General features: G+C 73.6%; 13 protein-coding genes. 8 read left to right on the top strand and 5 right to left on the bottom strand.

What is annotated here, in order from left to right:
- Window positions 1-358: 358 nt before the first annotated feature.
- On the bottom strand, window positions 359-1,882 hold the full coding sequence (gene exaC / locus ACFV4N_RS31420) for an acetaldehyde dehydrogenase ExaC (protein WP_499676256.1): 1,524 nt from the start codon (window positions 1,880-1,882) through the stop codon (window positions 359-361).
- Window positions 1,883-2,019: 137 nt separating this feature from the next.
- On the opposite strand from exaC, the gene ACFV4N_RS31425 reads away from it, so the two are divergent.
- The gene (locus ACFV4N_RS31425; protein WP_499676257.1) at window positions 2,020-3,432 is read left to right on the top strand and encodes a GAF domain-containing protein; all 1,413 of its coding nucleotides are present in this window, start codon (window positions 2,020-2,022) and stop codon (window positions 3,430-3,432) included.
- Here the strand turns inward: ACFV4N_RS31425 and ACFV4N_RS31430 are convergent.
- On the bottom strand, window positions 3,429-3,632 hold the full coding sequence (locus tag ACFV4N_RS31430; protein ID WP_499676258.1) for a hypothetical protein: 204 nt from the start codon (window positions 3,630-3,632) through the stop codon (window positions 3,429-3,431). The genes ACFV4N_RS31425 and ACFV4N_RS31430 overlap by 4 nt on opposite strands.
- A gap of 48 nt (window positions 3,633-3,680) precedes the next feature.
- Here ACFV4N_RS31430 and ACFV4N_RS31435 point away from each other — a divergent pair, with 48 nt between their 5' ends.
- Genes ACFV4N_RS31435 through ACFV4N_RS31455 form a run of 5 tightly spaced genes read left to right on the top strand, consistent with a single transcriptional unit; the run spans window position 3,681 to window position 6,462 of the window.
- Window positions 3,681-4,268: a TetR/AcrR family transcriptional regulator gene (locus tag ACFV4N_RS31435; protein ID WP_499676259.1), complete on the top strand. Its 588-nt coding sequence runs from the start codon at window positions 3,681-3,683 to the stop codon at window positions 4,266-4,268.
- Between the two features lie 10 nt (window positions 4,269-4,278).
- Entirely contained in the window at window positions 4,279-4,875 is a 597-nt protein-coding gene (locus ACFV4N_RS31440) for a DUF402 domain-containing protein (RefSeq protein WP_499676260.1), read from the top strand.
- The gene (locus ACFV4N_RS31445) at window positions 4,851-5,471 is read left to right on the top strand and encodes a nucleoside/nucleotide kinase family protein (protein WP_499676261.1); all 621 of its coding nucleotides are present in this window, start codon (window positions 4,851-4,853) and stop codon (window positions 5,469-5,471) included. The genes ACFV4N_RS31440 and ACFV4N_RS31445 overlap by 25 nt, the downstream gene beginning before the upstream one ends.
- Before the next feature lie 13 nt (window positions 5,472-5,484).
- Window positions 5,485-5,751 carry a DUF6412 domain-containing protein gene (locus ACFV4N_RS31450; RefSeq protein WP_499676262.1) on the top strand — a complete coding sequence of 89 codons (267 nt, stop codon included), beginning with the start codon at window positions 5,485-5,487 and terminating at the stop codon, window positions 5,749-5,751.
- 42 nt (window positions 5,752-5,793) lie between these two features.
- Window positions 5,794-6,462, top strand: a complete 669-nt coding sequence (locus ACFV4N_RS31455) for a YidC/Oxa1 family membrane protein insertase (RefSeq protein ID WP_499676263.1) — start codon at window positions 5,794-5,796, stop codon at window positions 6,460-6,462.
- Here the strand turns inward: ACFV4N_RS31455 and ACFV4N_RS31460 are convergent.
- Together ACFV4N_RS31460 and ACFV4N_RS31465 are read right to left on the bottom strand one after the other, a co-directional pair.
- Window positions 6,371-7,402, bottom strand: a complete 1,032-nt coding sequence (locus ACFV4N_RS31460) for a fatty acid desaturase family protein (RefSeq protein WP_499676268.1) — start codon at window positions 7,400-7,402, stop codon at window positions 6,371-6,373. The two genes, ACFV4N_RS31455 and ACFV4N_RS31460, sit on opposite strands and share 92 nt — an antisense overlap.
- Before the next feature lie 29 nt (window positions 7,403-7,431).
- Window positions 7,432-8,973 carry a PucR family transcriptional regulator gene (locus ACFV4N_RS31465; protein ID WP_499676264.1) on the bottom strand — a complete coding sequence of 514 codons (1,542 nt, stop codon included), beginning with the start codon at window positions 8,971-8,973 and terminating at the stop codon, window positions 7,432-7,434.
- A gap of 136 nt (window positions 8,974-9,109) precedes the next feature.
- Between ACFV4N_RS31465 and pruA the strand changes: the two genes are divergently transcribed.
- Both pruA and ACFV4N_RS31475 read left to right on the top strand, forming a co-directional pair.
- Window positions 9,110-10,735: an L-glutamate gamma-semialdehyde dehydrogenase gene (pruA, locus tag ACFV4N_RS31470; protein ID WP_499676265.1), complete on the top strand. Its 1,626-nt coding sequence runs from the start codon at window positions 9,110-9,112 to the stop codon at window positions 10,733-10,735.
- 2 nt (window positions 10,736-10,737) lie between these two features.
- Window positions 10,738-11,661 carry a proline dehydrogenase family protein gene (locus tag ACFV4N_RS31475; protein WP_499676266.1) on the top strand — a complete coding sequence of 308 codons (924 nt, stop codon included), beginning with the start codon at window positions 10,738-10,740 and terminating at the stop codon, window positions 11,659-11,661.
- On the opposite strand, the gene ACFV4N_RS31480 is transcribed toward ACFV4N_RS31475, so the two are convergent.
- On the bottom strand, window positions 11,648-12,557 hold a 910-nt coding region (locus ACFV4N_RS31480), incomplete at its 5' end, for a hypothetical protein (RefSeq protein WP_499676267.1). The two genes, ACFV4N_RS31475 and ACFV4N_RS31480, sit on opposite strands and share 14 nt — an antisense overlap.

Raw genomic sequence — 12,557 nt, forward strand, 5'->3', positions numbered from 1 at the left:
ACCACCCTTGTCAAGGGGTGTCGCGAAGAGCGTGCGACACCCCTTGACAAGCGCGGTAGGGCTGCGCCCAGGCCATACGGGAGACCACGAGCCCCCAGCTTCACAAAAAGCCGCCCGTGTTTCCGTCGTGCTCCGGTCTCGTCGGCGTGTCCTCCACTCAGACACCGCGTGTCCTCCGGTCGGACATCGCGAGTCGTACGTTCAGAACGCGCGAGTCGTACGTTCAGGACGCGCGAGTCGTACGTTCAGGTCGGGCGTGTCATGCGTTCAGGACCGGCGTGTCATGCGTTGAGGGCTCGCGTGTCATGCGCTCAGGTCGGGCGAGTCATACGGTGGGGGCCGGGGAGTCGTGCGTTCGTCAGAAGAGGCCCTGGGCGGTGTTCGAGTAGCTCACCAGGAGGTTCTTGGTCTGCTGGTAGTGGTCGAGCACGACTCGGTGGTTTTCGCGCCCGATGCCGGATTGCTTGTAGCCGCCGAAGGCGGCGTGGGCCGGGTAGGCGTGGTAGTTGTTCACCCAGACTCGGCCCGCTTGGATTTCTCTGCCCGCTCGGTAGGCGGTGTTGCCGTCTCGGGACCAGACTCCCGCGCCCAGGCCGTAGGTGGTGTCGTTGGCCAGTTTCACCGCGTCGTCGAAGTCGTGGAACTTGGTCACCGCCACCACCGGGCCGAAGATCTCTTCTTGGAAGATCCGCATCTTGTTGTCGCCCTCGAAGATCGTCGGGGTGACGTAGTAGCCGCCGGACAGGTTGCCGCCCAGGTCTGGCTGGTCGCCGCCGTGGAGGAGGGTGGCTCCTTCTTGCTTGCCGAGTTCTATGTAGGAGAGGATGCGGTTCACCTGGTCTTGGCTGACCTGGGCGCCGATCATGGTTTCGGTGTCCAGGGGGTGCCCCTGCCTGATCGCCTTGGTGCGGGCGGTGGCGTCGGCCAGGAATTGGTCGTAGATGTCGCTCTGCACCAGCGCGCGTGACGGGCACGTGCACACTTCGCCCTGGTTGAGGGCGAACATGGTGAAGCCCTCCAATGCCTTGTCGTAGAACGCGTCGCGTTGGGCGGCCACGTCGGCGAAGAAGACGTTCGGGCTCTTCCCGCCCAGTTCCAGGGTCACCGGGATCAGGTTCTCCCCCGCGTAACCCATGATCAGGCGGCCGGTGGCGGTCTCGCCGGTGAAGGCGATCTTGGCGACCCGGCGGCTGGAGGCCAGTGGCCTGCCCGCTTCCGGGCCGAAGCCGTTGACGACGTTGACCACGCCCGGGGGCAGGAGTTCGGCGATCAGGCCCATGAGCACGTGGACGGAGGCCGGGGTCTGCTCGGCGGGTTTGAGCACGACCGCGTTGCCGGCGGCGAGGGCCGGTGCGAGTTTCCACGCCGCCATGAGGATCGGGAAGTTCCACGGGGTGATCTGGCCGACCACGCCGAGCGGTTCGGCGAAGTGGTAGGCGACCAGGTCCTGGTCGAGCTGGGAGATCCCGCCCTCCTGGGCGCGGATCACGCCGGCGAAGTAGCGGAAGTGGTCCACGGCCAGCGGGAGGTCGGCGGCGAGGGTTTCGCGGATCGGCTTGCCGTTGTCCCACGTCTCGGCGACGGCCAGGGCTTCGAGGTGGTCCTCGACGCGGTCGGCGATCTCGTTGAGCACGGTCGCGCGCTCCGCCGCCGGGGTCCGGCCCCAGGCGCGGGCGGCGCCGTGGGCCGCGTCGAGGGCCCGGTCCACGTCCTCGGCGGTGCCCCGGGCGACCTCGGTGAACGGTTCGCCGGTGACGGGGCTGCGGTCGGTGAAGTAGGCGCCCTTCGCGGGCGGGACGTACTCGCCGCCGATGAAGTGGTCGTACCGGGGCTTGAACGACACCGGGCTGCCCGGTTCGCCGGGTGCTGCGTACCTCGCCATGGGTGGCCTCCAGGGTTGTCGCGTGGCGTGCAGCGTGCGTGGCGCCACGTTGCAGTCGCGTTGCACCCGAACGGCCCAACGGGTGGCTTGCCCGGTTCGCGGGAACGGGGTCATGCTGGGCTGGAGGAGGGGCGCCGATGCAACCGGATCCGCGACGACTCGCGCGGGAGCACGAGCTGACGTTGAGCGGGGACCGGGTGCGGGGCGCGCGGCGGCTGATCGTGGAGTCGTGGCGGCGGTCGCTGGCCGCGCGGGTGGACCCGGAGCGGCACGAGGCGCCGGTGGTGCTCGACCCGGCCGGGGTCGCCGACCGGCGGGAGGCGCACCCGCTGGCGGCGGCGTTGCCGGTGCTGCGGGAGACGCTGGTGAGCATCGCCGACGCGGCCGAGCACGTCATGATCGTCACCGATGTCGACGGCACCGTCCTGTGGTGCGAGGGTTCGACGTCGGTGCGCGGGCGGGCCGAGCGGGTGCGGTTGGCCGAGGGCGCGTGCTGGAGCGAGACCGCCATCGGCACGAACGCCATGGGCACCGCGCTGGTGCTGGACGTGCCGGTGACCGTGCACTCGGCCGAGCACCTGGTGCGGACCTGCCACGGGTGGACGTGCACGGCGAGCCCGGTGCGCGACCCGGACACCGGCCGCACGATCGGCGCGGTGGACGTGAGCGGTCCGCTGAGCAGCGCGCACCCGGCGACGGCGGCGCTGGTGTCGGCGGCGGCGCGGTTGGCGGAGGCCCGGTTGCGGGCGCGGTCGGCGGCGCGGGACGAGCGGCTGCGGTCGGCGAACATGCGGCACCTGATCGCGCTGCGGGGCGAGCCCGGCGCGCTGCTGAGCCCGAGCGGGCGGGTGCTGGCGGCCGAACCGCACGGCCTGGTGGGCTCGCGGGTCGACGTGTCCGGGGACCGGGTGCTGCTGGGGTCCGGGCGCGAGGCGCTGCTGGAGCCGTTGGACGAGGGCTACCTGCTGCGGGTGCCGCGCCGGGTCGAGCGGCGGCCCGTGCTGTCGCTGCGGTTCCTGGGCGGGTCGGCGGGGTCGCTGGACGGGCGGGCGCTGGCGCTGTCGATGCGGCACGCCGAGCTGCTGACGGCGCTGGCGCTGCACCCGAGGGGGTTGACGGCGGAGGAGTTGGCGCTGCACGTCTACGGCGAGCGCGGCAACCCGACCACGGTGCGGGCCGAGCTGCACCGGTTGCGCGCCCAGTTGGGCGGGGTGCTGCTGACCAGGCCATACCGGTTGTCGGCCGAGGTGCGCGGTGACTTCTCGGCGGTGCGCGGGGCGTTGCGGGCGGGTGACGTCGGCACGGCCGCGGCGGCTTACCGGGGGCCGCTGCTGGGCCGGTCGGAGGCCCCGGTCGTCCGCGAGGAGCGCGAGGAGCTGGCCTCGGCGGTGCGGCGGGCCGTGCTCGACCGGGGCGACGTGGCGGCGCTGTGGGCGTTCGGGCTGGTCAGCGAGGACGTGGCGGTGCTGGAGCGGTTGGTGCGGCTGCTGCCGAACACCGACCCGCGGCGCGAGGTGGCGGTGCGGCGGTTGCGGCGGGCGCTCGCCTAGAGCTCCGGGCCGGGCGACGGCGCGCGCCGTTCCTCCCGCACCTGGACCTCGACGTGCGTCCGGTGGGCGCCGGGGTCCCAGATCTCCTCGAACGGGGCCAGGAAGGAGTGGCCGCCGCCCAGCCGACGGGCCCGGACGGCGAACCACGCGAAGCCGGCCGGCACCCCCAGGAGGACCGCGACCTGCGCGAAGAAGGTCATGCCACGACGGTACAGTAACGCGGTGTTTCCAGAAACGGTGTGTTTCCGATGGCTCGGCTGACGCGGGCGCAGCAGCAGCGGCTCACCCACGAGCGGCTGCTGGAGGCGGGCCGGGAGGTGTTCCTGCGGCGCGGTTTCCTGCCGGCGACGGTGGAGGAGATCGCGGCGGGCGCCGGCTACACCAGGGGCGCGGTCTACAAGCACTTCGGCGGCAAGGAAGGGCTGTGGCTGGCGATCGTGGCGGACCGCGCCGACGCGCACCTGCGGGCGCTGGACGACGCCCTCGGGCGCGCGTCGTCACGGGAGGAGCTGCTGGCGGCGCTGGCGCCGGCCGGCCCGCCGGACGAGGAGGCGGCGCGGTGGAGCGCGGCGACCGCGGAGGTGCTGGCGGCGGTGGCCGGGCAGCCCGCCGTCGCCGAGGCGGTCGCGGAGGCCCAGCACCGGCACGACGAGCGGTTCGCCGAGCTGCTGGCCCGGCACTGCGACCGGCTGGGCGTGCGGCCCGCGCTGCCCGCGCCCGCGCTCGTCGTGGCGCTGGGCGCGCTGGGCACCGGCCTGGCCCTGCGCCGGGCGGTGGACCCCGGCGCCGACGTGGGGGCGATCACCGGCGGCGTGCTCGACGCGCTGCTTGCCTAGGCTGTCCGGCGTGGGGTTCTTCCAACCTGGTGACGTGGCGTTGCGGCGCGAGGTGCTGCACGGCAGGCCGTGGTCGGTCACGCCGACGCGGGTCGTGGCCGACGGGCCGGACCTGCTCGTCGTGTTCACGCCGCCGGGCACCGGGTTCGGGTTCCCGCCGCACGACCGGCCCCACCACTGGCAGCTCCGGGGCCGGACGCACTGGCGCGGCGTCGGCAAGCTCCAGCTGCACCGGCCCGGCGACGCGTACTCGGTCGACCTGTACTGGGCCGACGACGGCCGGTTCAAGGGCTGGTACCTCAACCTCCAGGACCCGTTCCGGCGCACGCCGCTCGGGTTCGACACGCTCGACCACGCGCTGGACTACTGGGTGCCCGCCGGGGGCGGCTGGGAGGAGCTGGACCGCGACGAGTTCGAGGAGCAGGTCGCGGACGGCAAGTACACCGCCGGGCAGGCCGAGGCGATCCGCGCCACCGGCGCGGAGGTCGTGGCCATGCTGGACGCCGGCACCCGCTGGTGGGACCCGGCGTGGGCGGAGTGGGAGCCCGACCCGGCGTGGCCCGCGCCGGTGCTGCCCGCCGGATGGGAGGACTACCCGCTGCCGTGAAACCCCAGGAGCTGGTGGACGAGCTGGTCGCGCGGGTCGACGCCCTGCCGCGCTCGACGTGGGCCAGGGTGCTGGTCGACGGCGCGCTGCCGACCAGGCCCGGCGAGCTGGCCGACCGCCTGGTCGAGCCGCTGCGCGCGGTGGGGCGCCCGGTGCTGCGCGTGTCCGCCGACGACTTCCTGCGGCCCGCGTCCGTGCGCCTGGAGCACGGGCACGAGGACCCCGACTCGTTCCGCGACTCGTGGCTGGACGTGGGCGGGCTGACGCGGGAGGTGCTGGCGCCGCTGGACCCCGGCGGTTCGGGGCGGGTGCTGCCGAGGCTGTGGAACGCGGCCGCGGACCGGGCGTACCGCGCCGACTACGTGGCGCTGGGCCCGGCCGGGGTGCTGCTGCTCGACGGCACGCTGCTGCTGGACAAGTGGCTGCCCGCGGAGCTGGCCGTGCACCTGTGGCTGTCGCCGGGCGCGCTGGAGCGGCAGGTGCCGGACGAGTGGCGGTGGACGCTGCCCGCGTACGCCTCCTACGAGCCGCACGCCGACGTGACGGTGCGCTACGACCACCCCGCGAGGCCCGCGCTCGTGGGTACAGTGGGCTGAAGGGGGTGAGGGCGTGGACCGGGTGCGGCTGCTGATCGCGCTGTTCCTGCCTGCCCTCTACGCCCTCTCGATCCTGAACTCGCCGACCGAGGTGGTCGCCGCCGTGGCGGCCGTGGCGCTGGTGGTGCTGCTGCTCACCGCGCCGGTGGTGCAGGCCGCGCCCGCGTGGGTTCGGTCGCTGTCGATCCGCGAGAAGTCGCTGCGCGCCGCGTTCCTGCGGCTGCGCGACCCCGACGCCGCCGGGCGTCCCCGTCCCAGGGCACCGGGATTCGGCCTGTAGCGCCGAGTCCCTCTTTTTCCTGCTCTGAGACGGAGTTTTCCCTTGTTCCACGCCCTGGGCTCAGCCCTGGCCGGGATCGCCACGCCCGCCCTGGCCATCGTCCTGTTCACCGCGGCCGTCCGGCTGCTGCTGCACCCGCTCAGCCGGGCGGCCGTGCGCGGCGAGAAGGCCCGCGCCGCCCTCGCCCCCGAGCTGCGCAAGCTCTCCGAGAAGTACGGCAAGGACCGGGTGAAGCTCCAGGAGAAGACCCTGGAGCTGTACCGGGAGAACGGCACCTCGCTGCTGGCGGGCTGCCTGCCCGCGTTGGCGCAGGCGCCGTTCTTCATGGTCATGTACCAGCTCGTCACCACGCCGAACCCGCTGCTGGAGGGCACGCTGCTGGGCGTGCCGCTGGGCGCGCACTGGTTCGGCACGTGGGTCCACACGCCCGTGTTCCTCGGGCTGTTCGCGCTGCTGGCGGTGATCGCGTTCGCGACCTCCCGCTGGCAGGCGGCGGTGGCGGCACGCGGCGGCGCGCCGCAGCCGCCGTTCGCGGGGCTGCTGCGGCTGCTGCCGTTCGGCACCGTGCTGATCGCCGCCGTGCTGCCGCTGGCCGCCGGGGTCTACCTGGCGGTCACGACTAGCTGGACGCTGCTGGAGCGAGCTTTCCTGCACCGCGCAATTCAGCTCCCGCCTCGTGCAGGTGCTTCAGCACGTACCCGTACGAGGTGAACAGGCCGCACTCGGCGTAGGACACCGAGTGCCGGTCGCAGAAGTCGCGGACCAGCGCCTGCGCGTGGCGCAGGTGCGGCCGCGGCATGCTCGGGAACAGGTGGTGCTCGATCTGGTAGTTCAGGCCGCCGAGCAGGAAGTCGGTGAACCGGCCGCCGGTGACGTTGCGCGAGGTGAGCACCTGCTTGCGCAGGAAGTCGAGCTGGTGGCCCGCCTGGAGCACCGGCATGCCCTTGTGGTTGGGCGCGAAGGAGATGCCCATGTAGACGCCGAACAGGCCCTGGTGGATCGCGATGAACGCCAGGGCCTTGCCCGGCGACATCACCGAGAACACCAGGGTCAGGTAGCCGACGACGTGGACGGCCAGCAGCGCCAGCTCCAGCCGCCAGCCCTTGACCTCGCGGCGCACGGCGGCGGCGGTGCTGATGACGTGCAGGCTGAAGCCCTCCAGCAGCAGCAGCGGGAAGAACAGCCACGCCTGGTGCTTGACCACGAACCGGAAGAAGCCGCGCTTGCGCTCCGCCTGCTGGGCGCTGAACGCGAGCACCGCGATGTCCACGTCCGGGTCGTCGTCCTCGTGGTTGGGGTTGGCGTGGTGGCGGGTGTGCTTGCCCATCCACCAGCCGTAGCCGACGCCGATGAGCAGGTTGCCCAGCAGCAGGCCCGCGGTCTGGTTGGCGCGGTGCTCGGCGAAGACCTGCCGGTGGCCCGCGTCGTGGCCGAGGAAGGCGATCTGCGTGTAGACCACGGCCAGCAACGCCGCGGGCACGAGCTGCCACCAGGAGTCACCGATGAGCAGGACGGCCACGACGGTGAGCAGCAAGGCGCCCACCGCCCCTGCGAAGTACCAGGCGTAATAGCCGGTGCGTCGGTCGAGCAGACCCTGCTGCTTGACCAACCGGGAGAGTTCAGCGAAGTCGCTGCCGCGGGTGCTCACCAGCGGAGGGTACGTGTTTCCCGGTGTCCGGCTCAGGTCAGCCTGAGTTGCAGCTGCGCGAACAATCGCAGGAGCGGGTCCTCCAGGTCGAAGCCGCCGAGCTCCGCCGCGCGCCTGACCCGGTAGCGCAGGGTGTTGGGGTGGACGTGCAGTTTCGCGGCCGCGGTGCGCACGTCGCCGAACTCGTCGAGGTAGGCCAGCAGGGAGCGGGCCAGCTCCGGGTCCAGCGCGGACAGCCTCGGGTCGCGGATGCGGGGGTGCCCCGCGAGCAGCGCCAGGACCTCGCCGACCAGCACGCGGGAGCGCACGTCGGCCAGGGTCGCCACGTCGGCGTCGAGGTCGCGCGCCATCGCGTCGAGCACCCGGTCGGCCTCCTCTCGGGAGATCATCACGTCGTCCACGGTCGGCACCGTGGACCCGACGGCGGCCTGCACGCGCAACCCCATGTGCTTGCCGGCGGCGGCCACGATCTCCTTGGTGAGGGCGAGCAGCGGCGCCTTCGGCGGCAGGTCGGGCAGCAGCGCGTAGGTCCGGCCGGACCGCTGGCTGACCAGGGCGGTGCGCCGGTAGGCGGCGGCGTGCACGGAGATCAGGCCGGTCATCTCGGCGCGGCGCAGCTCGTGCTCGGTGCGGTCGGCGTGCTCCTGCCCGCGCAGCGCGAACACCACGACCGCGGCGGGCCGGTCCGGGTCCGCGCCGATCTGCTCGGCGATGGCGCCGGCCTCCGTCCGGCCGTCGAGCAGCGAGGCGAGCAGGTTCTCGCGGAACGCGACCGCGGGCTCGCGCTGCTGCACCAGGTGCAGCGCGGTCACCCGGGCCGCGCCGAGCAGGGCGCGTTCCGCCTGCTCGTTCAGCGGCGCGGCGCCCTCCTGCACCCAGATCGCGCCCAGCGGCCGCGTGCCCGCGTGGACGCCGACCGCGAGGCGGCGGCGGATGCCCAGCTCGGGGTGCTCGTCGATGCGGACGACCTCCTCGCCCGAGCGCAACCGCTGGTAGACGCCCCACTCGCGGAGCATCTTCAGGTACGGCTCGGGCCCCTGGCGGCCCAGGATGGACAGCCGGCGCAGCTCGTCGACCTCGTCGGACGAGCGGGAGTAGGCCAGCACGCGGCTCGCGGTGTCCTCGATGCTGACGCTGCCGCCGGTCAGCGCGGCGATCGTCTGGGCCAGGCCGAACAGGTCGCCGACGGCCTCGCCCGCGCCCGCGTCGGCGGTCAGGCGCGCGTTGTCCACCACGCTCCTGGCCAGCGCCTCCAGGTGTTCCCAGCGCACCTCGGGGCGGACCGCGAGCAGGGCGACGCCCGCGTCCGCCGCGGCCTGCCTGAGCACGGGGGCGGGCGCGTCGGCCTTGACCGCCACGGCCACCGCTCCCCCGGCCGCGGCGGCCTTGACCAGCGGCAACGCCGCCCGGCCACGGGCGCCCACCACCAGCGCCAAGTCGCCGGGCCGGATGTCGGGCACGTCGTCGGGGTCGAGGATCACGACGTCGAGCACGTCGGCGTCCAACCCGTGCGGCGCGGCCTGCACCTCGACGAACGGGTCGCCGAGCGCGATCAGCACCTGACGCAGGCTCATCCTTTTGTCCATTCGTACAACGGCGGGTGGCCAAGCCTAGACGTGAGGACAACAGCGCGCAGGGTCGGAAGTCTTACCGTTTGGGGAACCCAACCACAGTTGGGGCAACCCCGATCACGTGGCGAAGGAGCAGCTTGTGGATGCCGTGACCACGGTCCCCGCACCGGTCAACGAGCCCGTACTCGGCTACGCCCCCGGCACCCCGGAACGCGCGCGGCTGCAGGCGGAGCTGGCCGAGCTGGCCAAGGAGCCCGTCGAACTGACCCTGACCATCGGGGGCGAGCAGCGCGCCGGCGGCGGTGAGCCGTTCGACGTCGTGCAGCCGCACAACCACCGGGCCGTCCTCGGCACCGCTCGCGGCGCCACCCAGCAGGACACCCGGGACGCCATCGCGGCCGCCCGCGAGGCCGCGCCCGCCTGGCGCGCGCTGTCCTTCGACGACCGGGCCGCGATCCTGCTCAAGGCCGCCGACCTGCTGGCCGGGCCGTGGCGCGCCAAGCTCAACGCCGCCACCATGCTCGGGCAGTCCAAGAGCGTCGTGCAGGCCGAGATCGACGCCGCGTGCGAGCTGATCGACTTCTGGCGCTTCAACGTCTCGTTCGGACGGCAGCTGCTGGCCGAGCAGCCGCAGTCCTCCCCCGGCGTGTGGAACCGCACCGACCACCGCCCGCTGGAGGGCTTCGTCTACGCGATCACGCCGTTCAACTTCACCGCCATCGCCGCGAACCTGCCGACCGCGCCCGCCCTGATGGGCAACGTGGTGCTGTGGAAGCCCTCGCCCACCCAGTCCTTCGCCGCGCACCTGACCATGCGGCTGCTGGAGGAGGCGGGCCTGCCGCCGGGCGTGATCAACCTGCTGCCCGGCGACGGCCTGGCCGTGTCCGAGGTGGCGCTGGCCGACCCGGACCTCGCCGGCATCCACTTCACCGGCTCCACCAGGACGTTCCAGCACCTGTGGGGCCAGGTCGGCGCGAACATCTCCAACTACCGCGCGTACCCCCGGATCGTCGGCGAGACCGGCGGCAAGGACTTCGTGCTGGCCCACCCGTCCGCCGACGTGGACGTGCTGCGCACCGCGCTGGTCCGCGGCGCCTTCGAGTACCAGGGCCAGAAGTGCTCGGCGGCGTCCCGCGCCTACGTGCCGCGCTCGGTGTGGAACCGGCTCAAGGACGACTTCCTGGCCGAGGTCGAGGCGCTGACCATGGGCGACGTCACCGACTTCGGCAACTTCATGGGCGCGGTGATCGACCGGCGGTCGTTCGACAAGCTGTCCGGCGTGCTGGACTCCGCGCGCCGCGACCCCAAGCTGGAGATCGCGGCCGGCGGCACGGCCGACGACGGCGAGGGCTTCTTCGTGCGGCCCACCGTGCTGCTGGGCGAGGACCCCGGCCACGAGGTGTTCACCACCGAGTACTTCGGCCCGGTCCTCGCGGTGCACGTGTTCGACGACGCCGACTACGACACCGTGGTCAAGCAGATGGAGAACGCCGCGCCCTACGGCCTGACCGGCGCGGTCATCGCCCAGGACCGGCGCGCCATCGCGAAGGCGCAGGAGGACCTGCGGTTCGCCGCGGGCAACTTCTACGTCAACGACAAGCCCACCGGCGCGGTCGTCGGCCAGCAGCCGTTCGGCGGCGGCCGGGCGTCGGGCACCAACGACAAGGCGGGCTCGATCCACAACCTGCTGCGGTGGGTGAGCCCCCGGTCCATCAAGGAGACCTTCGTGCCTCCGACCTCCGTTCGCTACCCGCACCAGGGGTGACCATGCTCCGCTCCGCACTGCTCGCCGCCTCCCGCTCCGGGGCGATCCGCGAGCTGGTCGAACGCACACCGCTGACCCGCCCGGTGGTCAAGCGCTTCATCTCCGGCGACGACGTCGACGCGGCCGTCGCCACCACCGGCGAACTGCTGGCCGACGGCCGGTACGTCACCCTCGACCACCTCGGCGAGGACACCCGGGACGCGGCCCAGGCCGACGCCACCGTCGAGGCGTACCTCGACCTGCTGCGCCGGCTGGAGCTGGCCGGGCACACCGGGCGCGCCGAGGTGTCGGTGAAGCTGTCCGCGGTGGGCCAGTTCCTGCCCGAGGACGGCGAGAAGATCGCCCTGGACAACGCCCGCCGCATCTGCGCGGCGGCGGGCGCGGTCGGCACCACGGTCACCCTCGACATGGAGGACCACACCACCACGGACTCCACGCTCGGCATCCTGCGCGAGCTGCGCGTGGACTTCCCGTGGGTGGGCGCGGTGCTCCAGGCGTACCTCAAGCGCACCGAGCAGGACTGCCGGGACCTGGCGCGCGCCGGGTCGCGCGTGCGGCTGTGCAAGGGCGCCTACAAGGAGCCGCCGTCGGTGGCGTTCCAGGACAAGGCCGAGGTGGACCTGTCCTACGTGCGCTGCCTGAAGGTCCTGATGGAGGGCGCGGGCTACCCCATGGTCGCCTCGCACGACCCGCGGCTGATCGCCATCGCGGGCGAGCTGGCGAGCGGGCGGTCCAAGGACAGCTACGAGTTCCAGATGCTGTACGGCATCCGGCCCGACGAGCAGCGCCGCCTCGCCGCCGAGGGCCACCGGATGCGGGTGTACGTGCCCTACGGCGACGAGTGGTACGGCTACTTCATGCGGCGGCTGGCCGAGCGGCCCGCGAACGTGGCGTTCTTCCTGCGCTCGCTGGTCACCACGAGCTAGCCCGCGACCGGGCGCGCGCCACCTCCGGGTCGGCGCGCGCCCGGACCACGTCGTCCACCGCCGCGGCGGCGTCCCGGCACACCTCCGGCGGCGCGCCCGCCGCGCGCAGCACCTCCACGGCGCGGCGCGCGAGCGGCAGCGCCCGGTCGAGGTCGGTGTTCCCCTCCACGCACAGGCGCACGCGGAACAGCAGCGCGTCGGCGTAGCGCGGTTCGGCCGCCAGCTCGGCCGGCGCCCTGGTCAGCTGCCACGCCAGCACCGCCCACCGGGCCTCCTCCGCCGCGTCCGGGTGGTCCTGGGCGTGCCGCAGCACCGCGACCCGGTGCACCGCCTCCGGGAACGCGACGGCCGCGGCGCGGTGGCGGCCCAGCAGGTCGCGCCAGGTCGCGGCGGACCGCTCCACCAGGCGCACGGCCAGCTCGTCGGTCCCGGGCAGCCCGTCGGCCAGCGCGCGCAGGGCGAGGGCCGGTTCGGGGCCCTGCGTGACGAGCACGTGGTGCGGCAGGTCCCTGGCCGCGACCAGCACGTCCTCCGCCAGCCGCCGCGCCTCGTGCTCGCGGCCGGCCCGCCGCAGCAGCCCGGCGACCCTCGCCCGCGCCGCCGTGAACGCGACCGGGTGGCGGGCGGCCCGCGGGCGCAGCAGCTCCACGGCCTCCTCCGCCACCACGAGCCGCTCCAGCGCGCCCGCGCCGCCGCGTTCCAGCACGTCGACCTGCGCGCCGAGGGCCGCGGCCAGCCGCACGACGGCGTCCGGGTCGCCGCCGCGGGCCGACCGGCGGCGCAGCAGCACGACCTCGTCCGCCGCCGCCACGGCCTCCGCGGGGCGGTCCCGGTGCGCCGCGGCCAGCTCGGCGAGCGCGCCCGCCAGCTCCGGCTCGAAGTCGCGCGGGTTGGCC

Source organism: Actinosynnema sp. NPDC059797, from assembly GCF_042732085.1.
Taxonomy (GTDB): domain Bacteria; phylum Actinomycetota; class Actinomycetes; order Mycobacteriales; family Pseudonocardiaceae; genus Actinosynnema.